Annotated in this window: 22 protein-coding genes and 1 riboswitch; of the genes, 12 read left to right on the top strand and 10 right to left on the bottom strand. The window is 65.9% G+C overall.

Features of this window, described 5'->3' with window-relative positions:
* The first annotated feature begins 10 nt into the window (after positions 1 to 10).
* The gene (locus tag HV766_RS11695; protein WP_054450316.1) at positions 11 to 961 is read left to right on the top strand and encodes a LysR substrate-binding domain-containing protein; all 951 of its coding nucleotides are present in this window, start codon (positions 11 to 13) and stop codon (positions 959 to 961) included.
* Positions 962 to 1004: 43 nt separating this feature from the next.
* On the opposite strand, the gene mntP is transcribed toward HV766_RS11695, so the two are convergent.
* From mntP to HV766_RS11680, 3 genes are all read right to left on the bottom strand, one after another.
* A complete protein-coding gene (gene mntP / locus HV766_RS11690; protein ID WP_119449005.1) occupies positions 1005 to 1577 on the bottom strand; it encodes a manganese efflux pump MntP in 573 nt (190 codons plus the stop codon).
* A gap of 6 nt (positions 1578 to 1583) precedes the next feature.
* Positions 1584 to 1763, bottom strand: a riboswitch (yybP-ykoY riboswitch).
* A gap of 33 nt (positions 1764 to 1796) precedes the next feature.
* Entirely contained in the window at positions 1797 to 2765 is a 969-nt protein-coding gene (locus HV766_RS11685) for a Bug family tripartite tricarboxylate transporter substrate binding protein (protein WP_054450312.1), read from the bottom strand.
* 51 nt (positions 2766 to 2816) lie between these two features.
* Positions 2817 to 4400 (bottom strand): sulfatase family protein, encoded by a 1584-nt coding sequence (locus HV766_RS11680; protein ID WP_125472429.1) that lies wholly within the window; start codon positions 4398 to 4400, stop codon positions 2817 to 2819.
* Positions 4401 to 4533: 133 nt separating this feature from the next.
* On the opposite strand from HV766_RS11680, the gene HV766_RS11675 reads away from it, so the two are divergent.
* The gene (locus HV766_RS11675) at positions 4534 to 5439 is read left to right on the top strand and encodes a LysR family transcriptional regulator (protein ID WP_054450309.1); all 906 of its coding nucleotides are present in this window, start codon (positions 4534 to 4536) and stop codon (positions 5437 to 5439) included.
* A 94-nt stretch (positions 5440 to 5533) separates the two neighbouring features.
* Positions 5534 to 5983 (top strand): DUF6389 family protein, encoded by a 450-nt coding sequence (locus tag HV766_RS11670; protein ID WP_054450307.1) that lies wholly within the window; start codon positions 5534 to 5536, stop codon positions 5981 to 5983.
* Positions 5984 to 6023: 40 nt separating this feature from the next.
* Here HV766_RS11670 and HV766_RS11665 read toward each other — a convergent pair whose 3' ends face one another.
* The 6 genes from HV766_RS11665 to HV766_RS11640 all read right to left on the bottom strand — a co-directional run bounded on the left by HV766_RS11665 (position 6024) and on the right by HV766_RS11640 (position 12861).
* Positions 6024 to 6467, bottom strand: a complete 444-nt coding sequence (locus tag HV766_RS11665; protein WP_125472428.1) for a CopD family copper resistance protein — start codon at positions 6465 to 6467, stop codon at positions 6024 to 6026.
* A 127-nt stretch (positions 6468 to 6594) separates the two neighbouring features.
* Positions 6595 to 9033 (bottom strand): TonB-dependent siderophore receptor, encoded by a 2439-nt coding sequence (locus HV766_RS11660; protein WP_125472427.1) that lies wholly within the window; start codon positions 9031 to 9033, stop codon positions 6595 to 6597.
* A 66-nt stretch (positions 9034 to 9099) separates the two neighbouring features.
* A complete protein-coding gene (locus tag HV766_RS11655) occupies positions 9100 to 10083 on the bottom strand; it encodes a FecR domain-containing protein (protein ID WP_119449001.1) in 984 nt (327 codons plus the stop codon).
* Entirely contained in the window at positions 10080 to 10586 is a 507-nt protein-coding gene (locus HV766_RS11650; protein WP_054450300.1) for a sigma-70 family RNA polymerase sigma factor, read from the bottom strand. The genes HV766_RS11655 and HV766_RS11650 overlap by 4 nt, the downstream gene beginning before the upstream one ends.
* Before the next feature lie 132 nt (positions 10587 to 10718).
* Positions 10719 to 11441: an META and DUF4377 domain-containing protein gene (locus tag HV766_RS11645; RefSeq protein WP_054450298.1), complete on the bottom strand. Its 723-nt coding sequence runs from the start codon at positions 11439 to 11441 to the stop codon at positions 10719 to 10721.
* Between the two features lie 430 nt (positions 11442 to 11871).
* The gene (locus tag HV766_RS11640; protein ID WP_306650121.1) at positions 11872 to 12861 is read right to left on the bottom strand and encodes a lysozyme inhibitor LprI family protein; all 990 of its coding nucleotides are present in this window, start codon (positions 12859 to 12861) and stop codon (positions 11872 to 11874) included.
* A gap of 132 nt (positions 12862 to 12993) precedes the next feature.
* Here HV766_RS11640 and HV766_RS11635 point away from each other — a divergent pair, with 132 nt between their 5' ends.
* A complete protein-coding gene (locus HV766_RS11635; protein WP_175181182.1) occupies positions 12994 to 13761 on the top strand; it encodes an extracellular solute-binding protein in 768 nt (255 codons plus the stop codon).
* A gap of 98 nt (positions 13762 to 13859) precedes the next feature.
* Here HV766_RS11635 and HV766_RS11630 read toward each other — a convergent pair whose 3' ends face one another.
* Positions 13860 to 14459 carry a nitroreductase family protein gene (locus HV766_RS11630; RefSeq protein ID WP_054450292.1) on the bottom strand — a complete coding sequence of 200 codons (600 nt, stop codon included), beginning with the start codon at positions 14457 to 14459 and terminating at the stop codon, positions 13860 to 13862.
* A 181-nt stretch (positions 14460 to 14640) separates the two neighbouring features.
* On the opposite strand from HV766_RS11630, the gene HV766_RS11625 reads away from it, so the two are divergent.
* The 8 genes from HV766_RS11625 (at position 14641) to HV766_RS11590 (ending at position 22798) form a co-directional block, all read left to right on the top strand.
* Positions 14641 to 15012: a tRNA-binding protein gene (locus HV766_RS11625; RefSeq protein ID WP_119448997.1), complete on the top strand. Its 372-nt coding sequence runs from the start codon at positions 14641 to 14643 to the stop codon at positions 15010 to 15012.
* A 113-nt stretch (positions 15013 to 15125) separates the two neighbouring features.
* Positions 15126 to 16262, top strand: a complete 1137-nt coding sequence (locus tag HV766_RS11620) for an NAD(P)/FAD-dependent oxidoreductase (protein WP_054450289.1) — start codon at positions 15126 to 15128, stop codon at positions 16260 to 16262.
* Between the two features lie 29 nt (positions 16263 to 16291).
* Positions 16292 to 16708, top strand: a complete 417-nt coding sequence (locus HV766_RS11615) for a RidA family protein (RefSeq protein ID WP_054450287.1) — start codon at positions 16292 to 16294, stop codon at positions 16706 to 16708.
* Between the two features lie 127 nt (positions 16709 to 16835).
* Positions 16836 to 18281, top strand: coding sequence for a M81 family metallopeptidase (locus tag HV766_RS11610; protein WP_175159527.1), 1446 nt, complete (start codon positions 16836 to 16838; stop codon positions 18279 to 18281).
* A 52-nt stretch (positions 18282 to 18333) separates the two neighbouring features.
* On the top strand, positions 18334 to 19905 hold the full coding sequence (locus tag HV766_RS11605) for an ABC transporter substrate-binding protein (RefSeq protein ID WP_119448993.1): 1572 nt from the start codon (positions 18334 to 18336) through the stop codon (positions 19903 to 19905).
* Between the two features lie 52 nt (positions 19906 to 19957).
* On the top strand, positions 19958 to 20893 hold the full coding sequence (locus HV766_RS11600) for an ABC transporter permease (RefSeq protein WP_054450281.1): 936 nt from the start codon (positions 19958 to 19960) through the stop codon (positions 20891 to 20893).
* 13 nt (positions 20894 to 20906) lie between these two features.
* Positions 20907 to 21782: an ABC transporter permease gene (locus HV766_RS11595; RefSeq protein WP_054450278.1), complete on the top strand. Its 876-nt coding sequence runs from the start codon at positions 20907 to 20909 to the stop codon at positions 21780 to 21782.
* A gap of 8 nt (positions 21783 to 21790) precedes the next feature.
* Positions 21791 to 22798 carry an ABC transporter ATP-binding protein gene (locus tag HV766_RS11590; protein WP_054450277.1) on the top strand — a complete coding sequence of 336 codons (1008 nt, stop codon included), beginning with the start codon at positions 21791 to 21793 and terminating at the stop codon, positions 22796 to 22798.
* The last annotated feature ends 6 nt before the right edge of the window (positions 22799 to 22804 follow it).

Genomic DNA, 22804 nt, shown 5'->3' with positions numbered 1-22804 from the left:
AGCGTGACTTATGTCTGCCCATTTCGACTCGACACTCCTGGGAGCCCTGCGGTGTTTTGACATGGCCGGCCGCCATCTCAGCTTCACCAGGGCGGCGTCGGCCATGAACCTCACGCAAAGCGCGGTGAGCCAGCAGATCCGGCAGTTGGAAGACCGCCTGGGCTACCTGTTGTTTGTCCGCCAGCAACGCGGCCTGAAGTTCACGCCCAAGGGCGAATCGCTGTACACGACGGTCAGCCGTGCGCTTGGCGACATTCAGCAGGAAATCGAGCGGCTGGGCTTGCCGGCGTCCGCGCTGCAGGTCAATTGCCTGCCGTCGTTCGCGCTGCAATGGCTGATGCCGCGCCTGACGGAATTCCATCGCCTACAGCCGGAGGTATCAGTCCGGTTGAAGGCGGAGTTCCAACTGCTGGACCGCAAGCTGATGGAGGAAGAAGACATAGACCTCGCCATCCGCTATGACCCGGCGCACTACAGCCATTTACAGGCGGACGCCTTGCTGGACGAATACTTGCTGGTGGTCGCAACGCCCGAATACCTGGCCGCGCACCCCGCGTTTCGCACCGGCAAATCGCTCGACGGCGTCGAGTTCCTGCACGACGCCTCTCCTTGGGTCGGCGCCGCGGAGTTCATCGAGTGGCGCACCTGGATGCAAGCGCATCGGCCGGGGTGGATCCGCCACCTGGACGGGCCGCAGTTCAATCTGGCCAGCCTGGCCATTGGCGCCGCGCTGAATCACCAGGGCGTGGCTATCGGGCGCAGCGCGATGGTCTACGACGAACTGCGCAGCGGACGGTTGGTAGACGTGTTCGGCAAGCACGTGCCCGCGCCAGCGCGCTATGTGCTGCTGTCGCGCCGGCCTGAAGAGCGGCGCACCCGGATCTTTTCCGAGTGGTTGAAATCCGAGTGCCGCAACTTCGACAGCGCGCGTTCGGCCTTGATCGGGGGTACTCGCGGATAAGCATCATCCGCGGAGCCGACGAGCGCCGCCTTCCCATGCGGCGTCAAGCCGCTGCGGCGCTCAGATGCTCATAAAGTATTGCCGCGCCTATACCGATCAGCGCGACTCCACCCAGGATCTCGGCCCGCTTCCCGGCGACGCTGCCCAGCACGCGTCCGAGCATCACGCCTATCGTCACCATCAGCGTCGTGGCCAAGCCGATGGCGATGGCCGCCACCACGATGTTCACATCCACGAACGCCAGGCCCACGCCGACCGCCATGGCGTCGATGCTGGTGGCCAGGCCCGTAGCCGCCAGCAGCCAGAAGGAATGCCGGGTGACGGGCGCGGCGTCCTCGTCCTCTTCCTTGAGGCCGTTGCGTATCATCAGCAAACCCAGAATACAGAGCATCGCGAACGCGATCCAATGGTCCCAGGCGATCACATACTTTGCCGCGACCGAGCCCAGTCCCCAACCTATCACCGGCGTGATGGCTTCGATCACGCCGAAGATCAGCCCTGTGCGCAGGGCTTCCGGAAATCGGGGCTTGTGGAGCGCGGCGCCTTTGCTGATGGCCGCGGCGAACGCGTCCGTGGACATGGCGAACGCGAGAACGATGATGGCGATGGGATTCATTGGAGTGGGGATCCTGCTGGGCGGAAACGGCACGGATCCTCCGCGCCGCCCGGCATCGCGCGAAAAATCCGTGGTCTCGCCAAGCATGGATGCCGCTTGCGCCATGGCCGAGGAAGCCAAGAATGTTGACGCAAGCCCCTGCGGTACTGGCCGCAGGGAGGCTACTCCCCAAAGAGTGAAACCAGTCTAGCAGAGCCTGCTGACCGGCGTGTTACAGCGCTATTCCCCGCGTATTCCCGCCTTCGCGATCACCTCTTTCCAGCCCTTGGCCTCCCTGTCCACCCATGCCTGTGCCCGCGCCTTGCCTGCGAACGGCCCGCGCATGCCCAGCACGGCCATGCTCTGCTGGAACTCCGGCATGGCGTAGACCTTGGCCAGCGCGTCTTCCCAGACCTGCGCGACCTCCTTGGGCGTGCCCTTGGGCGCCATGACCAGGAAGGCGAACGACACGTCGTAGTCTTTCAAGCCAGCCACGCCCGACTGCGCCGCCGTGGGGACTTCAGGCAGGTCGGCGTCGCGTTCCTTGCCCGACACCGCCAAGGCCTTCAGCTTGCCTGCCCGTACATGCGGCAGGACGCCGGGCGTGGCAAGAAAGGCGGCCTGTATCTGATCGCCCAGCAGCGCGTTCACGGCAGGCGCGTTGCCGCGATATGGCACATGCGCGACTTCCATGCCAGCCGCGAGACGGAGCTTTTCGAAGGCCAGGTTGCCGGGACTGCCGTAGCCGGCTGAGGCATAGGTGATGCGATTGGCCTTGGCGTAGCGCAGGAATTCGTCCAGCGTATTGATGCCGAGTTCGGGGCGCACCGCCAGCGCCAGGCCGAAGGAGCCGGCCAGGCTCAGCGGTTCCAGCCGCTGGGTGACGTCCTTGTCCAAGCCCTTGAAAATGTATGGGTTGACGGTCATGAGCGTGTCCAGCGTCATCAGCAGCGTGTAGCCGTCGGGCGCGGCCTGGGCCACGGACTGGGCGCCGATGTTGCCGGACGCGCCGGAGCGGTTTTCGACGACGATGGTCTGGCCCAGGATCTTGCCGGCATGCTGCGCGATGGCGCGGGCTTCCAGGTCCAGCGGGCCCGCGGGCGGGAAGTTGACGATGAGGCGCACGGGACGCGACGGATAGTCGGACGCCACCGCGACCGAGGTTGCGGCCACGAGCAGCGCCGTACAGAGCAACAAGGACTTGATCATGCTTTTCTCCTGGATGGCGCCAACCCGCAGGCTGGCGCCGTGGCGGCGGAATCAGGCGATGGCGGTGGGATGCGGGCTGGTCTCGGCGTGCCGGATCATGCTGCGCGACAGTTCCAGCAGCAGTTCTGCGCGCAACGCGCCGGCGGCGGGGTCGTCCCACAGGTTGCGCAGTTCGTGGGGGTCTTCTTGTAGATCGTAGAGTTCGCCCCAGGCGGCATCGGCATAGACGCTGAGCCTGTGGCGCGGCGTCTGCAAGGTACGCATGCGGGTGCGGCCGGGAAAGCCGAACATGGTGCGCTGGCCCTCTTCCTCGATCAGCACCGCGTCGCGCACGCGCTCGGTCTCGCCCGACATGAGCGGCAGCAACGATGCGCCCTGCATGCCGTTGTAGGCAGGCAGGCCCGCGCGCGCCAGCACGGTAGCGGGGATGTCGGCGGTGGAACACAGCGCCTGACTGCGCGCAGCGGCGGGCGCCGCCTGCGGATCGCGCCAGATGAAGGGCGTGCGGATCAGGCTCTGATAATGGATCGGCCCCTTGAGCAGCAGTTGGTGGTCGCCGAAGTAGTCGCCATGATCGCTGGTGAAGATGACGATGGTGTTGTGGTCCAGCCCGGTCGCGCGCAGCGCCCGCATGACGCGGCCGATGGTGGCGTCGATATGGCTGATGGAGCCGTAGTTCAGCGCGATGGCCTCGCGCGCCTCGCGCTCGGTGCAGGCAAAGATGGCGGGCGTGTGCTTGACGGCCTTGCCCTGATTGCGCTGCTGGTGCATCCAGGCTACGTGAGGCGGCGGCTGGTGGCCCGGCGCGGCGCTGGCGTGGAACGACCCGGGCAAGGTCACGTCTTCCGGGCGGTACATGTCCCAGTACTTGCCGTGAGGCGTGAAAGGATGATGCGGATCGGGAAACGAGCACTGGATGAAGAAGGGCTTGCCGTTGGCCGCGTTGTCGCGCAACTGCGCGATGGTCTGGTCGCCGATGTAGGCGGTGGTGGAGCATTCTTCCGGCACGCGGGTGCGCCAGGCCTGATGATGCTCTGTCAGCACATAGCCGGGCGCGGGCAGGGCATGCTCGGGCCCCCACAGGCGCCGCGCCTCGGGATGTTCGCGGGCCAGCCAGCGCTCGTAATGGCCCCAGACCTGGTCGCCGTGATCCACCGCCAGCGCCACGCGCTCGAAGCCGTAGAACGGCGTCTGCAGATCATGCCCAGGATCCGTGCGCCACAGCGGGCCCCATTCCTGATCGTAGTTGCCGGGCTCGGCGGTCCAGGCCTCGCCCTGCGCGCCGTCGCTCGCCGGCGGCCAGACGGCGGGCTTGCCGGTCATGTTCTGCAAGTGCGACTTGCCGATCAATGCGGTGGAATAGCCCGCGCCGCGCAAGCGGTCGACGAAGGTGGTGGCGCGCTGCGACAGCGGAATTCCGTTGTGGCGCACGCCATGCACCGAGGGCATGCGGCCCGTCATCAGGGTGGCGCGGTTGGGCATACAGATGGGCGACGCCACATAGAAGCGGTCCGCCGACCACCCCTGCCCCGCCAGCGCGTCCAGCTCCGGCGTGCGCAGCATGGCGTTGCCATAGCTGCCCAGATGGTCCGCGCGCTGCTGATCCGTGATGAATAGCAGGAAATTCGGCTGCATCGTGTCTCCTCGCCGCCAGCTTTGCGCCGGCTTGGCTCTGTTGTCAGGCCATTATGTGTAGAGGAGACATAAATTGATAATGAATTAATATTACCGAGCCATAACCCTGCATTTATGCCTCAAGGATGCCCGCATGGACTGGACCCACCGCATCCGCCTGCGCCACCTGGCCATACTGGTGCGCCTGTGCGAAACCCGCAACCTGAGCCAGGTCGCGTCGGAACTCAACATCACACAGCCGGCGCTATCGAAGTGGCTGAAGGACCTGGAAGCAGACATCGGCCTGACGCTGTTCGAGCGCCACGCGCGCGGCATCGAACCCACGCTGTATGGACTGGAACTGCGCACGCATGCGCGCGAGATCCTGGGCAAGCTGGGCCGCGCCCAGGACACCATGGCGCAGCTGGCCCGCGGCGCCACCGGCACGCTGGCAGTGGGCGTCACGCCCAATATCGCGCCGGTGCTGCTGCCGCCCAGCATCCGGCGCTTTCGCGAACGCTATCCGCGCGTGCTGCTGCGCCTGGCCGAGAACACGCTGGACTACCTGCTGCCGCTGATGCAGGAAGGCACGTTCGACGTGCTGGTGGGACGCCTGGAACAGCACTCGCTGCCGCGCAACCTGCACTACGAAGAGTTGTACGGCGAGCCCATCTGCCTGGCCGTGGGCACGGCGCATCCGCTGGCGAACAAGCGCAAGGTGACATGGGAGGACGTGCAGGAATACCCCTGGATCGCGCCCGGCGCTTCAACACCGATGCGGATACGCATCGATTACGAACTGGCGCTGGCCGGCCAGCCCGCGCCCTGGCATCAGGTGGAATCGTCGTCGGTGCTGGTCAACCTGGCGCTATTGGACGGATCGGATCTGGTACTGCCGATCTCCGAGCGGCTGGCAAAGCATTTCGCCAAGCAGCACATGATCAAGGTATTGCCGCTGGCGATGCGCAGCCGCGGGATTACAGGCATGGTGTGGCGAGACGCCGCGCTGGCCTCGGAACATGCGGCGTACTTCATGGAGTGCCTGCGGCTGGCGCGGTGACGGCGACAGGAAATGGCAGATAATCCACGGCACTCCCTGCCGCCTCTCCAGAGGTCGGCGACAAAATGCGCCAACCAGTCCTGAACGGAATGCCATGAACCGATCCGAATACGAAACCGAACTGCTGCGCATCCTGCGCGCCCACGACGCCGCGGCGCGCGCCACACTGACAGCGCTGATCGCCGCCCTGCCGCCCAAGGCGCGCGAGATCCACTTCGTGGTGTTCCCCGACCAGGACGGCGAAGGCACGTTCTCCGTGGTGGCCAGCCTGGAAGGCCCGGACCTGTTCGTGCTCAACAAGGCCATCGAAGGCCACCGCTACCTGTTCGATGTGCGCCACACGGAAGACGGCATCGAGCCCGAGGTTCCTCTGTTCGCGTCGGACGAAGGTGGATTCAACGTCCAGGACGTCATCGTCGATACGGCGATGCAATGGGTGGCGGAACTATGGGAAACGAACGGCCAGGGCCGTTCGCCGCTGCCGGCGCTGGTATATGGGGAGGAAGGCTACGGAACGCTTGAGCCGCTCGCATTGCCGGCATAGCACTGCGGCAGGGGCTCCTACGGCGCCGCGGCCTCCGCGCTCACCAGGCCACGTGGAACATCGCCTTGGCCAACACCACGATCAGCACCATGTGGCAGAACACGCTGATATGCATGCGCCGGCTCAATGCGCCAGTCAGGCGCTTGCGGCGAGCGAGCGTCAAGGCGGTCGCGACATGGACCAGCACGCTCAAGGCAAGCGCGATCTTCAGCGACAGCAGGACGCCGAAGGACGATGCAAACGGGTTGGCGAGCGCGCTGCGGTACTGCCAGGCCAGCCCCAGGCCGGCCAGGTACAGCACGGCGACCGACCACGGCAGCACGGCCCGCACGCGTGGCGCCAGCTGGCTGCCCAGCGCGCGCCGCACGTCGGGCGGCAGGCGCTTGTGCACGGGTTCCAGGAACAGCACCTCGAACGTAACGGTGCCGACGAACAGGAAGGCGGCAAGCAGGTGCAGGATGAGCAGCAAGGGGTAGGTGTTCATGGCTGCGATCGGGAATGGCCATCAACGAGGATTGTCCCATCAACCCGGAAGCCGCGGACATGACAAACATCAAACCCGCCCCGCGCGAAAGCCTCCGCGCGCCCCCGCCGCCTGGCTTGCCCGGTCCTCAGAACTTGTAGCTCACCTTCATCCAGACGTTCCTGGGCGTGCCGTAGTTGTAGCCGTTGTAGCCCCCCAGACCGCTGTAGTAATACTTGTCGGTCAGGTTTTCCACGTTGACGGACGCGGACACATGCCTGTTGAAGTCATAGCGCGCCATCAGGCCAAACAGCGTGACGCCGCCCTGGCTGGCGCGCCCTAGCCCGCCGGCTTCGTCGTAGTAGATGCTGCTCTGGTAGCTGACGTTGCCGCCGATCGTAAGCTTGCTCCATTCGCCCGGCAGCCTGTAGCTGGCGGCCAGGCGGAACAGCCGCTGCGGCGTGCTCGGCAACAGCAATGCGCCTTCGGCGTCGCGCTTGGCAAAGTAGGTGTAGCCGCCCATCAGCTGCAGGCCCGGCGCCACTTCGCCGGATGCGGTCAGCTCGAAACCCTTGCTGCGCGCGCCTTTGACGGCGCGGTAGGGAGTGCTCCCGTCCGGCAGCGGCGGGCTGGACGGATCCTCCACCGCAACGTTTTCCTCTTGGGTGCGGAATATCGCGAAGCTTGTGTTCAGCTTGCCGTCCAGGTGTTCGCCCTTCAGGCCGATTTCATAGTTCTGGCCGGTTTGAGGAGGCAGCACCACGTTGCTGGCGTCGCGCGAGGTGGTGGGAATGAAGATCCGGGTGTAGCTGGCGTAGGCCGAATAATCCTTGCTCAGGTCCACGACCACGCCGGCATAAGGCGTGAAGACGCCGTTTTCCTTTGCGGTGGGGTTGTGGGTCCAGGTGTTGGCGGGGCCGTTGTAGGCCGATGAGTTTTCTTCGTACCAGGTGGTCCGCGCGCCCAGGATCAGCGACACCGGCTCGGCCACCTTCAGGCGCGCGGAACCGTAGATGGCGGTCTCCTTCGCATCCAGGAAGGTGTTGTAGAAAGTGTAGGGCATGGCGGGCCGCGGCACGTCGCGCAGCTCGTAGAGATTCACGCGCCGACGGTCCCAGCCGGCGGGATTCGCCGAGTTCAGGTTGAGTTCGCTGGTGTAGCGGTTGTAGCTCAGCCCCAGGACGGCCCGGTGCTCCCTGCCGAATGCCTGGAACGGCCCTTCGGCGTAGACGTCGAAGGACTTGTTGGTGGAGCTTGCGGGGTTGTCGCGCAATTCGATGGTGGACGCGCCGGACGGATCGACGGGCTGATACGCGAGGACGTAGCCCCAGGCGGCTTTTCTTTCGTTTTTCAGGCGGCTGGCGTCCATCTTGACGTGCCAGCCGCTGCCGAAGCGGTGGTCCAAGGTCGCGAATATCCGGTCCGTATACATGTCCCATTGGCTCCACGGCGTCACGGGATTGAAGGACCTGGGAAAGTTCGTGCGCGTGCCGTCGCTGTAGAACAGCGGCGCCTGGCCGAAGTTCGCGCCGTCGATGGCGGTCTTCTGGTGCTCGTAGCCGAGGCTGACCGTGGTGCTGGGCAGGATGTCGGCCTCGAGGATGCCGTAGAAGACATCGTCGGACCGCTTCTTGTAGTCGATGAAGCTGTCGCCCGCGGTGCGGGCGGCAACCACGCGGCCGCGCAGCGTGCCGGCGCTGTTCAGCGGGCCGCCCAGATCGGCTTCGGCGTTGTAGCTGTTCCAGCGGCCGACGCCGCCGGTGACGTGTCCGGCAAACTCCGATGTGGGGCGCTTGCGCACCAGGTTCACCGAACCACCGGGTTCGCCCACGCCGTTGAGCAGGCCTGCGGCGCCGCGCACGACTTCCACCCGGTCGTAGATGGCGGTGTTGATCATGCCCGCCTCGGCCGACGGCGTCTTGAACGACAGCGTGGGCACGCCATCGAGCATGGTGTTCAACGCAAAACCGCGCGAGGTGAATTGCACGCGCTCATCCAGCCGGTCGACGGCGATGCCGGGCGTCTGGCGCATCACCTCGTCCAGCGTGTTCAGGTTCTGGTCGTCCATCTGCTGCCGCGTGACGACGCTGATGGATTGCGGGGTTTCGCGCAGCGACAGCGGCATGCGGGTGGCGGCGCTGGTTGCCGGCACGGTATAGGAGCCCGTCCCTTCGGAGGGACCTTCGTCGCCAGCGCCGGTGACGGTCACGGCGGGCAAGGCCGTGACTTCGCCCTGCGGCAATCTGCGCAGCGTGTAGCCGCCGTCCGCGCGCCGCGCCGGTTCCAGCCCGCTGCCGGCCAGCAGCTGGCGCAGCCCTTCCTCGAAGCCATAGCTGCCGCGCAATCCCGGCGACTGGAGGTCGCGCGTCAGAGCAGGATCGAACGACAGCAGGACGCCGGCCTGGGCCGCGTAGGCCGACAGCGCCGCGCTGAGCGGCCCGGGCTCGATGGCTACGCTCACCTGCCCCGCCTGCGTCTGCGCCTGGGCAGGCGTTATCAACCCGGCCAGAGGCAGCGCGAATACGCCTGCCGCGAGCAAGGCGGGGAAGGAGACGCTTGCGCGCAACGGGGGAAGCTGACGGGGCATGACATGCACTCCAGATGTTGGTCTTACCCTCGTAGCCAGATAAGACGCAGAAAGTGCTAGTCGCCGTTACAAAATAGTCCCGCCGCGCGGCACCAGCGACACCCAGTAGCGGGTGCGATGGCGCAGGCCGAGTTGCAGGGTGTCCGCTACCGTGGCCAGCACCCGGTCGGGTTCGGCCAGCGGGAAGGCGCCGGAAATCGGCAGATGCGCCACTTCGGGCGCGCAATCGATCCAGCCCGTGCGGTAACGCTGAAGCTCGCGCAGGAATTCATTCAAAGGCATGCCGTCGACCTGCAGCATGCCGCGCTGCCAGGCGGCGGGGTCGCCGGTCAGCGCTTGGGCGTCATCGATATGGCCGCCGCCAAAGCGCAGGCCCATGCCGGCGGGCACGATGCGCGCCGCATCCGCCGAAGCGCCCGGTAGCGCCACGCGCACGGCGCCTTCCAGAACCTGTACCGCCGATACGCCATCGTCGCGCCTGACCACGAAGCGCGTACCCAATGCGGTGATGCTGCCTTCGCGGGTGCGCACGATGAACGGCCGGGAAACCTGTTGCGGGTCCGGCGCGGTTTCGATCAGGATTTCGCCGCCGTGCAGCGCGATCAGCCGCTGCTGGGCATCGAACAGGACGTCCATGGCGGTGGCGGCATTGAGCACCACGCGGCTATGGTCCGCCAGCATCACCTCGCGCCGGGCGCCGACAGCAGTGCGGTATTGCGCCACCCAGCCGCGCCAGGCTTCATCGACCTGCGCGTAGCCGATGGCGCCTCCGGCGCCGATCAGCACCAGCAGCTTGCCCAGCGCGGCGCGGCGGGCGGACGAGCGCGGTCGCCCCAACACGGGCAGCATGCCCTTGGGCAACGCCTCAAAACGGCGCGTAAGCGCTTCGGTGCGCTGCCAGGCGCGCTCGTGTTCAGGATCGGCCTGGCGCCAGGCTTGCCACGCGTCCCGGTCCGCCTGGCTGGCGCTGCCGGAGGTCAGCCGCAAAAACCAGTCCACCGCGCCGTCCAATGCACGCGGATCGATGCGCCCTGCCTCGCCGGCGCTCATGGCGCGAACTCCAGGCACTGGCGCAGGGCGCGCGCGATGTACAGCCGCACCGAGCCGACCGACACGCCCAGCGTCTTGGCAATATCCGCGTGCGTCTGCCCTTCAAGCTGGCAAAGCAGGAAAGCGCGCCGCACCGGGACGGGCAAGCCATCCAGCATGGCGTCGATTTCACACAGGGCTTCCAGCGCCAGGGCGCGCTCCTCGGGTGACGGCGACTGCGCCTGGGGCAGCTGCGCCAGCGTTTCCAGATAGGCGCGTTCGAGATCCCTGCGGCGCAGGTGATTCACCATGAGACCGTGCGCGATGGTCGCCAGATAGGAACGCGGCTCGCGGATGTCGCCCGGATCACGGCGGGCCAGCACACGCAGATAGGTGTCATGCACCAGGTCGGCGGCGTCGAAAGCGCATCCCAGTTTTTTACGCAGCCAGCCCTGCAACCAGCCTTGGTGTTCCTGGTACAGCGTATGCAGGGGGTGCCGCGGAGAGGGATCGGAGGCGGCCATGAAGACGCACGGTTATAAATGAGAATGACTACAATTTACAACATAGTACCCTGCACCGGGTGAAATGACTGCGCCCGGCCGCTGAATCCAGGGGCCGGGCGCAATGGGGAAATCCAGAGGGAAGCTGGCGTCTTACTTCTTCGACGCGTCCTGCTCCACCACCATGTCCAGCACATACACCTGCTTGGGCGCATCCGCGGGCGGGTTCTTCCAGTCGTAGCGCTTCACGCGCAGCACGGTGCGCACGCCATCCTGGTGCTGGAAGCCTTCGATGGACTGATACAGCGGATGCCACTTGTCCTGGGTAGGCTGCTGCACGCCGGCTTCGTTGTAGCGGCGCTCGCGCACCATCAGGCACTGATAATTGGGAATCAGCGGGTGGCTGCACTCCGTCTTCTTCGCGGCAACTTCCAGGAACATGATTTCGCCGGCGCTGCCGTACAGGGTCTCGGGCGTAGGTTCGCCGACGAACTTCAGGACGCTGCCGTCCTGCGCAACCAGCTCCAGTCCGGGTTCGGAAGCGTGTCCGCTGAGCGTGGCGCGCAGGTCGCCCTTCATGCGCTGGCCGATCTCGGCGTCCAGGCGCATCAGGCTCTGGTCGCAGGCCTTCATGGTCGACGCGAGGTTCGCCACCTGCAGCACGCCGTTCTTGTAGGTGTAGCCCCCGAACTGCGCATTGCAGCCGCCGCGGATGTTCAAGGCGTCCTGCGTGAACGACAGGCGCAGTTGGTGTTCGACGCCAGCCTGCAGCGCGGCTATCGGCTTGCCCGCTGCATCGGTGGCGGAAGCCAGGCGCCAGTAATAGGCGGGCAGGCTAACTTCAGGGCTGGCGGGCGTGGTGGCGGTAGTGGGCATGGAGGACGATCCTTCACGGGGAGAGGAAGTCGGAGCGCAAGCTTGCAGCAGCGCGGCGCATACGGACGCAAGGAGGATGGTTTTCTTCATGGTTCGTTTCCTGTCAGCCGGATGGCACTGATGAAAAACGGGATTCTACGTTCGCGGGATGGACGTTTTAAACACGCAGCCATCCAGTCGGTTTCAAAATCTTGCCGCAGATCCGGCCTGAAAAACACCCTCTGAGCAACGCAATCTACGGGTTTTCCCTAGGTAAACGTATAGCGCTCTTGCCTGCCAGCGGATCACCGTGAGGTTCCGCTTGACTTACAACTAAATACATAACCCTCAAAATACTGCAAGTATTGCCAATCCACCGCGAACTGCACGCAATACGCGCAAACCACCGCAATACAAGGCCGATCGCGCGCTCGCGATCGGCTCGCCAGCGTCAATTGGCAGGGTAGGCCGCGCCCGTCAGGCAGGCTCGGGCCCACTCATAGTCGTCATCGCCCACGATCTCTCCATCGATCTTGGGCAGCGGCTGGGCTGGATAGGAAAAGTCTGGCTTTTTCGGCTTCATGTTCCATTTTGTCTCGCCCGCCTTATCGGAGCATGCCTCGTCCGAGCTGCTGAACGAGCAGGATGCCGCCAACTGCGGCTTGCCGTCCACGACGTTGGCGACATAGCGCTTGGTGTAGACGCCGCCCGACGCCCAGTACTCGTCGACCGAGCAAATGCGGTCGTTATTCTGGTAATGCCGCGTCGCGAAGCAGCCGTAGTAGGCATTTTCGCCTGGGAAGACGTCGCAAGAAGTCGAGTAGCCGGCGTAAGCGCCGCCGGTGAATTGCGCCTGGAACTGCTGCTGGCGGACTGCGCTGCCGATCATGTCGGGGAGCGTTGCGCCCTTGTGCGTCTCCTTGAGCTGCGCCGTGCGGCTTTGGATCAAATCGCGAGCGACGCCTGCGGCCGTCTTGCCGTCGGGAACCGAACCCGGGTCCTCGATCAGGTTCGTGAGCGCGCGGTCGCGCGCCACAATCCAGCGCTTCTGGTTGTGCGCCAGCATGGCGCGGATATCTCCGTCGGGAGCCTGTTTCAGAATCGCGGCGTAAGCCCGGTTCAACTCGGCGTCCGCCGCCACGGTCTTGCGGTCCGAGCAGATCAGCTTTTCCACGGCGCTGGCGGCTTTGGCGCAATCGATCGCATAGGCGGGCGCGGCAAGCGCGAACAGGCCGGCGACGCACAGCAGGCGGCCCACGGGGATTCCAGATTTCATGTGACGTTTCTCTTTGAGAATGCGCTGCGCAGCGTTTCGATGCTTGCAGACCGTTAAGCCATTCATCGCAAGGCGGCAGCAAGGCTGCAATTTTGCACGCGACTTTTTAACAGACTGGAAACAGAGTTCAACGCTCTGCAACGCAGCGCGGATTGCACAGTCCATTGGAATATTCCCCTTCCCTTGCTCGTCTACTCAGTGGCAAGCCGCGCAAGAGACCACGCAGCACGCCACGGATCAACCAGCCGAACGCGCCGGACGCCCGGCGTCGGTCAGCGCAGAAATGGAAGTCTTGATATGAAGTCGATCAGATCGTTTGCCTGCGGCGTTGCCCTGGCTTGCACCGCCGCCGGCAGCGCCTGGGCCGCTCCAGGCCTGAACGTGTACGGCCCCGGCGGTCCCGCGCCCGCGATGAAGGAAGCGGCCACTGCGTTCGGCAAGCTGCACGGCATTGACGTCAGCGTCACCGCGGGCCCCACGCCGGCCTGGGCCGACAAGGCCAAACAGGACGCCGACGTGATCTACAGCGGCGCCGAAAACATGATGAGTGGTTTCGCCTCGGCGCTGCCCGGCGTGTTCGAGCTGCGCGAGGCCCGCACGCTGTACCTGAGGCCCTCGGCCATCCTGGTGCGTCCGGGCAATCCCAAGGCAATCAAGGGCTTCAAGGATCTGCTCAAGCCCGGCATCAAGGTCATGGCCGTGTCCGGCGCGGGCCAGACGGGACTGTGGGAAGACGTGGCCGGCCGTCTTGGCGACATCGAAACCGTGCGCGCCTTCCGCGCCAACCTCGTGCTGCCGGAGGCCGGCAACAGCGCACAGGCGCGCACCCAATGGACCGAGGACAAGACCATAGACGCCTGGCTGATCTGGAACATCTGGCAGGTGTCCAACCCCGAGCTCGCCAGCATGGTCGAGGTGGAAGAGCCCTACCGCATCTATCGCGACGCGGGCGCCGTCGTGACCAGGAAAGGCAAGGGCAATGCCCAGGCGCAGGCCTTTATCGACTTCCTGACTGCGCCCGAAGGCCGGGCGATCTTCAAGAAATGGGGCTGGAAGACGGATTGAAGTCCGCCAGGAGCCGGACGTAAAAAAGCCCGCGATTCCCTGGGAATTGCGGGCTTTCCGATGCGCTCGGACCGGGACGCGCAAGGCGTCCCGAAAACTCAGCCGGCCACGCGGAAGCGCTCGGCGTCGTCCATGAACGCCTTTTCGCCGAAGCCGTTTTCGTTGGAGCCGAACGGCATCTGCGCGCGCAGCTTCCAATACGCCGGAACGTTCCATTCGCGAGCGACGGCGGCGTCGATCAGCGGGTTGTAGTGCTGCAGGCTGGCGCCCACGCCCGCGCTGGCCAGGGTGCTCCAGACCGACAACTGGGCCATGCCGCCCGCCTGCTCGGACCAGACCGGGAAGTTGTCCGCGTACAGAGCGAATTTTTCCTGCAAGCCCTGCACCACGCCCTGGTCTTCAAAGAACAGCACGGTGCCCACGCCCGCGGCGAAGCTCTTGAGCTTGGCTTCGGTCTGGGCAAAGCTCTCGGCCGGCGCGACCTTGCGCACTTCTTCGATCGCGATGTTCCAGAGCTTTTCGCTCTCGGCGCCGAACAGGATCACGGCGCGCGAACTTTGCGAATTGAACGACGAGGGGCTGTGCTTGATCGCTTCCTGGATCAGGGAGGTCAGTTCCTCCTTGGAGATCGACAGGTTGCGGCCCAGCGAGTACTGCGTGCGACGCTGCTTGAGGGCGTCCAGATAAGCGTTGCTCATGACGTTGTGGCCTTCCGACGAGTAGATAGAGGAAAATGCATGGCGAATTCTACCGACCGGCAATTGTCCCGAATACGTCCAGGAAGCCAAAAAACACCCCATTGCGCGGAACAAACTGTTCCGCCTATCGACCAAATCGGCTCTGCGCAAGGTGACGGACAGCCCAATCCAAGGACCCAACGTGCATTACACCCAAGACCCGAACACCCCCGCCGCCGCCGATATCGGCTTTGACGACTTTCTCAAGGTCGACATCCGCATCGGTACCATCCAGTCGGCGCAAGCCTTTCCCGAGGCGCGCAAACCCGCCTACAAGCTGACGATAGATTTCGGCGCCGGCGTGGGCATCCGCAAGAGTTCGGCGCAGATCACCGATCGCTACACGCTGGAACAGCTGACGGGCAAGCGCGTCATGGCGGTGGTGAACTTTCCGCCGCGCCAGATCGGGCCGATGAAATCCGAAGTGCTGGTGCTGGGTTTCGCGGACGAGTCCGGCGGCATCGTGCTGGCAGTGCCGGACGATCAGGTTCCCAATGGCACCCGCCTGACCTGACCTCCCGAGCACCAGAGTTTCCTCCATCGGGGCTTTCCCCTATTACTTGTCTGCCGTCAAAAAACTATCGTATTCGAGAATTATCAAATAAGAGAATTCTCGCTTCCGACAAAATGACAGCAGAACCCCTATTCGATTACGCCGTGATCGGCGCCGGCATCGCCGGCGCTTCCGTGGCCTACCGCCTGAGCGCCACGGCCTCGGTGGCCGTGTTGGAACGCGAGGCCCAGCCGGGCTACCACTCCACCGGCCGTTCCGCGGCCATGTTCATGGAAACCTACGGCACGGACCAGATCAAGGCGCTCACGCGCGCCAGCCGCGCCTTCTACGAAAATCCGCCGCAGGGCTTCAGCGAGCATCCGCTGCTCAGCCCGCGCGGCGTGCTGTACATCGCCACGCCCGAACAGCGGGACCTGCTGCGCCAGGTCTATGACGACTTCCGCAGCCAATCGCCCAATGTGGCGCTGATCGACGCCGAAGCGGCCGTCGAGCGCGTGCCCTGTCTGCGCGCCGACCAGATCTGCGGCGCCATCGAAGAACCGGACGCGCGCGACATCGACGTGCACGCGCTGCATCAGGGCTTTCTGCGCGGCATGTCGCGCCAGGGCGCAGTACTGCACAACAATGCCGAAGTCGTGTCGGCCGCCCATGCGGACGGCGTCTGGACGCTGACGCTGGCCGATGGCCGCAGCCTGCGTGCGCGAGCGCTGGTCAACGCCGCGGGCGCCTGGGCGGACCATACCGCGGCCCTCTGCGGGGCCTCGCCCGTCGGCCTTCAGCCGTGCCGCCGCACCGCCTTCACGTTCTCCGGCCCGCAGGACGTGGACTTTGCCCATTGGCCGGCCGTGGTCGGCGTCGACGAAAGCTATTACTTCAAGCCCGATGCCGGCCAATTGCTGGGATCGCCGGCCAACGCCGATCCGGTCGCCGCGCATGACGTGGTGCCGGAAGAACTGGACGTGGCCACCGGCATCTACCGCATCGAAAGCGCGACCTCGCTCACCATCCGCCGCCCCAAGCACACCTGGGCCGGCCTGCGTTCCTTCGTGCGCGACGGCGATTTCGTGGTCGGCTGGGATGCCGATGCGCCCGCCTTCTTCTGGCTGGCGGCCCAAGGCGGCTATGGTATCCAGACGGCCGCGGCGACTTCTGAGCTGGCTGCCGCGCTGCTCACGCGCCAGCCGCTGCCCGCCCATCTGCATGCGCACGGCGTGAATGCCGAAGCCGTGCGTCCTGCGCGATTGCGCTGAACCCACCCCCTTGCCTGCGAGAGTCCACCATGACCACCATTGCCCGCTACCCCAGCCCCCTGCCCCTGCCGTTCTCCCGCGCCACCCAGGCCGGCGGCTTCCTGTTCCTGTCGGGCCAGATCCCGATGGACGCCAACGGCCAGGTCGTGCGCGGCGACATCACCGCCCAGACCCATGCCGCCATCGAGCGCATCAAGGAAACGCTGGCCCTGGCGGGCGCCACCCTCAAGGACGTGGTGCGCGTGACGGTATGGCTGTCGGACCTGGAGCTCTTTGCGCAGTTCAACGACGCCTACCGCAGCCATTTCTCGTCCGACTTCCCTTCGCGTTCGACGGTCGAGGCCAAGCTGGCCATGGGCGTGGACGTGGAAATCGAGGTGCAGGCTTGGCTGGGCGCGGCAGTCGCGCACGGCGGCTACACGCCGGGCCCCGTGTCCGAAGCCTGATCCCGCCCCGCGGGCCTGTCCGATGGTTTGACACTGCCCGGCCCTCGCGCCAGGCGGTGCGGTCTTTTCCTTGCGCTCGCGGCAACGCCTGCGCCCCCATGTGCACATCCTTACGCGGAGCGGCAGCATGAAAATCTTTTCCGGGTCCCTGGCGACCGAGACGAACACCTTCTCTCCCATCCCGACCGGGCTGTCGGCCTATCGGGCGCGCGGCTACTACCCCGCAGGCCAGCATCCGGACCGCATGCAGATGTTCTCGGGGCCGCTGTGGGCGGCGCGCCAGCGCGCGCAAGGCAAGGACTGGACCTTGATCGAAGGCCTGACCGCCGGCGCAACGCCGGCCGGCATCACCACCCGCCACGCCTACGAAACCCTGCGCGACGAACTGCTGGGCGACCTGAAGCGCGCGGGCCGCGTCGACATCGCCCTGTTCGGCCTGCACGGCGCCATGGTGGCCGACGGCTACGACGACTGCGAAGGCGACCTGCTGCGCCGCGCGCGCGAGATCGTGGGCCCCGACACCGTGATCGGCGCCGAACTGGACCCGCATTGCCACATGACGGCGGACATGGTGGAAAGCGCCGACTTCCTGGTGTGCTTCAAGGAATATCCGCACACGGACATCCTGGAACGCGCCTACGACCTGGTGGACCTGTGCGTGGCGCGCGCCGAAGGCCGCATCAAGCCAACGCGCGCCGTGTACGACTGCGAGATGATCTCCATCATGCACACCAGCCGCGAACCCATGCGCAGCTTCGTCGACCGCCTGCTCGCGATGGAAGGCAAGGAAGGCGTGCTGTCGGTGTCGATCGCGCATGGCTTCCCGTGGGGCGACACCCCCGACATGGGTTCCAAGGTGCTGGTCTATACCGACGGCGACCAGGCCCAGGCCAACGCCCTGGCGCGCGCGCTGGGCGAAGAGATCATCGGCTTTCGCGACCAGTTGGCGCCGCCCTACCCCGGCGCCGACGAAGCGCTGGACCAGGCCCTGGCGTTGAACGACTTCCCGGTGGTGCTGGCCGATTCCGCCGACAACGCGGGCGGCGGCGCCCCCAGCGACGCCACCTTCATCCTGGAACGCGTGCTGGCGCGCGGCATCACCGACGTCGCGACCGGCCCCTTCTGGGATCCGGTGGCGGTGCAGCTCTGTTTCGAAGCTGGCGAAGGCGCGCGCATCCAGCTGCGCATCGGCGGCAAGGTCGCGCCGGTATCGGGACAGCCGCTGGACCTGGACTGCGAAATCGTGGCGCTCAAGCGCGACGCCATCATGACCGGGCTGGCCGGCACGCCCGCCCTGCTGGGCGACGTGGCCATCGTGCGCAGCCAGGGCGTGACCATCGCCCTGACCACCAACCGCACCCAGGCCATGGGCACCGACCTGTTCACGCAGTTCGGCGTGGACCTGCAGGCCATGAAGCTCATCATCGTGAAATCGTCGCAGCATTTCTACGCCTCGTATTCGCAGGTCGGCCGCCACGTCATCTACGTGGAAACGCCGGGCGCCATCACCACCGACTACAACGCGCTGCCTTACACCAAGCGCAAATTGCCGAAGTGGCCGTTCAAGGCCTGAGGCTCAACGATCGCCGCCCGACCAGGGCATGGGAATAACGAAGGGGATAACAATGATCAGACGTTTCAGTTTGCTGGGCGCAGCCGCCCTGCTGGCCATGGGGGCCGCCACCGGCGCGCTGGCGCAGACCAAGACCCTGCGCCTGGTGCCGCACGCGGACCTCAAGACGCTGGACCCGCTGTTCAACACGGCCTACATCACGCGCAACCACGGCTACATGGTGTTCGACACCCTGTTCTCGCAGGACAGCAAGGGCCAGGTCAAGCCGCAGATGGTGGACAGCTGGACCGTATCCGAGGACGGCAAGAGCTGGAGCTTCACCTTGCGCCCAGGCCTGAAGTTCAATGACGGCACGCCCGTCAAGGCCGAGGACTGCGTGGCGTCGATCCAGCGTTGGGCCAAGAAGGACACGCTGGGCCAGGCCATGATGGCCGCGGGCGCCGAACTCGCGGTGACCGGCGACAACAGCTTCACGCTGACGCTGAAGGAGCCTTTCGGCCTGGTGCTGGACGCCCTGTCCAAGCCTTCCGGCATGCCGCCCTTCATCATGCCCAAGCGCCTGGCCATGACGGACCCGAACACCCAGGTCACGGAAATGGTCGGCTCGGGCCCCTTCCTCTTCAAGCGCGATGAATGGGTGCCGGGCAACAAGGTCGTGTACGTGAAAAACCCGGCCTACGTGCCGCGCACGGAACCTGCCGACGGCCTGGCGGGCGGCAAGAACGTCAAGGTGGACCGCGTCGAGTGGGTCTACATTCCCGACGGCAACACGGCCACCGCCGCCCTGATGAACGGCGAAGTCGACATGATCGAACAGACCACGCCCGACTTCCTGCCCGTGCTGGAGACCAACAAGGACATCACCCTGAACACGTCCGTCGCGACGCAGGGCATGGTCATCCTCAATTCGCTGCATCCGCCCTTCGACAACCAGCTTGCCCGCCAGGCGCTCTACCACCTGGTGAACCAGAAGGAAATGCTGTCGGCCATGGGCTACCCGGAGAAATACCGCGTGGACTATTGCCCCAGCCTCTTTGTCTGCGGCTCGCCGCTGGCCAGCGACGCGGGCGCGGCGCCGTACGCCAAGACCGACCCGGCGCGCGCCAAGCAACTGCTGCAGGAAGCCGGCTACAAGGGCGAGAAAGTCGTGGTGCTGTACCCCACGGACCACCTCAGCGCGCCCGCCGTCATGGTGCTGACGCAGAACATGAAGAAGGCCGGCATCAACGTCGACCTGCAATCCATGGACTGGGCCTCCCTGGCCGGACGCCGCCTGAAGAAGGATCCGCCCGCGCAAGGCGGCTGGAACGTCTTCCTGACCTGGGGCGGCTATTACGACGCCAGCACGCCGGTGACCAATCCCTGGATGTCCGCCGCTTGCGGCAACAGCCTGCCGGGCTGGCCCTGCGACAAGGAACTCGACGCGCTGCGCACCAGCTGGATCCGCGAAACGGACCCGGCCAAGCGCAAGGACATCGCCGCGCAGATGCAGGCGCGCGCCTACCAGAGCGTGCCGTATGTCATGTGGGGGGAATTCAAGCCCGTGTCCGCGTTCCGCGGCTTGCAGCACACCGAGCTGCTGAAGACCGGCATCCCGGTGATGTGGAACATCGAGAAGCCGTAAGGCGGGCGCCGGGCGCCATGAGCGCCCGGCCACAAGCCGGGGGAAAACCAGCGTGAAATACATACTGCGCCGCATCGCGGCCGTCATTCCTGTCATGGCCGTGGTCGCGGTCGTGGTGTTCCTGCTGATCCACCTGTCGCCGGGCGATCCCGCGGCGGTGATCGCGGGCGACAACGCCACCGCCGACGACGTGGAGAAGATCCGCCAGAACCTGGGGCTGGACAAACCATTGCTGCAGCAGTTCGGCATCTGGGTCAGCCACATCGCCACTGGTGATCTGGGCACGTCGATGTCGACACAGATGCCGGTCTCGCAGCTGATCGGCCAGCGCATGGGGCCGACGCTGTCCATCGCCATTTTCACCATGCTGTTCGCGGTGATCGCGGCGATTCCGCTGGGCGTGCTGGCGGCCTGGCACGCGGGACGCTGGCTCGACCGGCTGGTCATGATAGGCGCGGTCTGCGCATTCTCGGTGCCGGTGTTCCTGATCGGCTACAGCCTGGTCTACGGCTTTTCGATCAAGCTGGGCTGGCTGCCGGTGCAGGGCTACAAGCCCCTGGCCGACGGCGTGGTGCCCTACCTGCGCCATCTGGTGCTGCCCTGCCTGTCGCTGGGTCTGGTCTACATGGCGCTGCTCACGCGCATGACGCGCGCCACCATGCTGGAAGCCCTGTCCGAAGACTACATCCGCACCGCCCGCGCCAAGGGCCTGGCGGCCGGCCCCATCGTCTGGCATGCGCTGAAGAACGCCGCCAATCCCATCGTCACCACCATCGGCGTGGGCGTGGCCCTGCTGATCGGCGGCGTCGTGGTCACGGAAACCGTATTCGCGATTCCCGGCCTGGGCCGCCTGACCATCGACGCCGTGCTGCGCCACGACTATCCCGTGATCCAGGGCGTGCTGCTGGTGGCCTCCGGCATCTATGTCCTGATCAACCTGCTGGTCGACCTGAGCTACCGGCTCTTCGATCCGCGCATCCGCTATTGAACGGGGACTACGCATGACGACCACTACCCTGTCCCTGCCCGCGCGCCGGCCGCGCCATCGCCGCGTGCTGCGCTCGCTGCGCCGCCATCCCATGCTTTACATCGGCGGCGCCATCCTGCTGGCGCTGGCCGCGATTGCGCTGGCCGCGCCCTGGCTGGCCACCGTCGATCCGCAGGACATCAATCCGCTGGCGCGCATGAAGCCGCCATCGTCCGAACACTTCTTCGGCACCGACGCGCTGGGCCGCGACGTCTATTCGCGCACCGTCTGGGGCGCCCGCGTCTCGCTGGTGGTCGGCATCGTGGTGGCGGTGGTCTCCACCGTCGCCGGCGTGGCCCTGGGCATGGCCGCGGGCTACTTCCGGCGCATCGACGCCTTCATCATGCGCATCATGGACGGCCTGATGGCCATTCCGGGCGTGCTGCTGGCCATCGCCCTGATGGCCACGCTGAAGGGCGGCCTGGGCACCGTGATCATCGCCATCGTCATCCCCGAGGTGCCGCGCGTGGTGCGCCTGGTGCGGGCGCTGGTGCTGACGATACGCGAGCAGCCCTATATCGAGGCCGCCATTTCGTCCGGCACGCGCGTGCCCGCGATCCTGCTGCGCCACATCCTGCCCAACCTGTTCGCCCCGCTGATGGTGCAGGCCACCTTCATCGCGGCGTCCGCCATCCTGACCGAGGCCGTACTGAGCTTCCTGGGCGTGGGCATACCGCCGCAGATCCCCAGCTGGGGCAACATAATGGCCGAAGGCCGCAACTTCGTGGCCGTGGCTTTCCACATCATCCTGTATCCGGGCTTGTTCCTGGGCGTGGCCGTCCTGGCCGTCAATCTGGTGGGCGACGGGCTGCGCGACATGCTCGATCCCCGTCTGGCGAAAAAGCTGTAGGAGCGCCCATGCAAACCCAACCCGTCTTGCGCGTGCACGACCTCACCACCTGTTTCGATGGCGATGAAACCACAGTGCTTGCCGTGGACCGCCTGTCCTTCGACCTGATGCCCGGTGAAACCCTGGGCCTGGTCGGCGAATCCGGCTGCGGCAAGAGCGTCACGTCCCTGTCCATCATGCGCCTGTTGCGCGCCCCCGGGCGAGTGGCCGGCGGCAGCATCGAGTTCGACGGCCAGGATCTGCTGGCGCTGCCAGAAAAGGCCATGCGCGCGATCCGCGGCAACCAGATCTCGATGATCTTCCAGGAACCCATGACCTCGCTGAACCCGGTGTTCACGGTGGGCCGGCAGATCAGCGAATCGCTCATGCTGCACCAGGGCCTGTCGCGGCGCGAGGCCATGGCACAGGCCGAATCGCTGCTGGAGCTGGTGCAGATCTCCGACCCGGCGCGCCGGGTGCGCGAGTATCCCTACCAGCTGTCGGGCGGCATGCGCCAACGCGCCATGATCGCCATGGCGCTGGCCTGCCAGCCCAAGGTCCTGATCGCCGACGAGCCCACCACCGCGCTGGACGTCACCATCCAGGCGCAGATCCTGCACCTGCTGCGGGAAATCCAGCAGCGGCTGGGCACCTCCATCGTGCTGATCACCCATGACCTGGGCGTGGTCGCGCAGATGTGCCAGCGCGTCATCGTGATGTACGCCGGGCGCAAGGTCGAGGAAGGCAGCGTCGACGACATCCTGGATCGCGCCCAGCACCCCTATACCCAGGCGCTGATCCGCTCGTTGCCTGATTTCGCCGACGGCCAGGACCATACGGCGCGGCTGGCCGAGCTGCCCGGCATCGTGCCAGTGATGACGCCCGAGTCGCGCGGCTGCGCCTTCGCGGCGCGCTGCCCGGAGGCGCAACCGCGCTGTTCCGAGCAGGCGCCTCCGGCCGCCGATGCCGGCAGCCGCCACCGCGTCTGGTGCTGGGCCCGCGCGGCCGAACCCGCCCCCGCCGCCCTGACCGCCTGAGGCCCG

It is taken from the genome of Achromobacter aegrifaciens (assembly GCF_902859735.1).
GTDB lineage: Bacteria > Pseudomonadota > Gammaproteobacteria > Burkholderiales > Burkholderiaceae_B > Achromobacter > Achromobacter aegrifaciens.
Note: the sequence above shows the minus strand (reverse complement) of the source record. Positions and strands in the feature narration are given on the sequence as shown.

Bases quoted from the DNA above. Each gene is read 5' to 3' on its own strand.
- HV766_RS11695 (WP_054450316.1), top strand. From the start codon at position 11: ATGTCTGCCCATTTCGACTCGACACTCCTGGGAGCCCTGCGGTGTTTT.
- HV766_RS11670 (WP_054450307.1), top strand. From the start codon at position 5,534: ATGAACCGATCCGAATACGAAACCGAACTGCTGCGCATCCTGCGCGCC.
- HV766_RS11650 (WP_054450300.1), bottom strand. From the start codon at position 10,586: ATGGCCGCCTCCGATCCCTCTCCGCGGCACCCCCTGCATACGCTGTAC.
- HV766_RS11605 (WP_119448993.1), top strand. From the start codon at position 18,334: ATGATCAGACGTTTCAGTTTGCTGGGCGCAGCCGCCCTGCTGGCCATG.
- mntP (WP_119449005.1), bottom strand. From the start codon at position 1,577: ATGAATCCCATCGCCATCATCGTTCTCGCGTTCGCCATGTCCACGGAC.
- HV766_RS11610 (WP_175159527.1), top strand. From the start codon at position 16,836: ATGAAAATCTTTTCCGGGTCCCTGGCGACCGAGACGAACACCTTCTCT.
- HV766_RS11620 (WP_054450289.1), top strand. From the start codon at position 15,126: ATGACAGCAGAACCCCTATTCGATTACGCCGTGATCGGCGCCGGCATC.
- HV766_RS11655 (WP_119449001.1), bottom strand. From the start codon at position 10,083: ATGAGCGCCGGCGAGGCAGGGCGCATCGATCCGCGTGCATTGGACGGC.
- HV766_RS11660 (WP_125472427.1), bottom strand. From the start codon at position 9,033: ATGCCCCGTCAGCTTCCCCCGTTGCGCGCAAGCGTCTCCTTCCCCGCC.
- HV766_RS11680 (WP_125472429.1), bottom strand. From the start codon at position 4,400: ATGCAGCCGAATTTCCTGCTATTCATCACGGATCAGCAGCGCGCGGAC.
- HV766_RS11615 (WP_054450287.1), top strand. From the start codon at position 16,292: ATGACCACCATTGCCCGCTACCCCAGCCCCCTGCCCCTGCCGTTCTCC.
- HV766_RS11685 (WP_054450312.1), bottom strand. From the start codon at position 2,765: ATGATCAAGTCCTTGTTGCTCTGTACGGCGCTGCTCGTGGCCGCAACC.
- HV766_RS11590 (WP_054450277.1), top strand. From the start codon at position 21,791: ATGCAAACCCAACCCGTCTTGCGCGTGCACGACCTCACCACCTGTTTC.
- HV766_RS11675 (WP_054450309.1), top strand. From the start codon at position 4,534: ATGGACTGGACCCACCGCATCCGCCTGCGCCACCTGGCCATACTGGTG.
- HV766_RS11595 (WP_054450278.1), top strand. From the start codon at position 20,907: ATGACGACCACTACCCTGTCCCTGCCCGCGCGCCGGCCGCGCCATCGC.
- HV766_RS11630 (WP_054450292.1), bottom strand. From the start codon at position 14,459: ATGAGCAACGCTTATCTGGACGCCCTCAAGCAGCGTCGCACGCAGTAC.
- HV766_RS11640 (WP_306650121.1), bottom strand. From the start codon at position 12,861: ATGGACTGTGCAATCCGCGCTGCGTTGCAGAGCGTTGAACTCTGTTTC.
- HV766_RS11645 (WP_054450298.1), bottom strand. From the start codon at position 11,441: ATGCCCACTACCGCCACCACGCCCGCCAGCCCTGAAGTTAGCCTGCCC.
- HV766_RS11635 (WP_175181182.1), top strand. From the start codon at position 12,994: ATGAAGTCGATCAGATCGTTTGCCTGCGGCGTTGCCCTGGCTTGCACC.
- HV766_RS11665 (WP_125472428.1), bottom strand. From the start codon at position 6,467: ATGAACACCTACCCCTTGCTGCTCATCCTGCACCTGCTTGCCGCCTTC.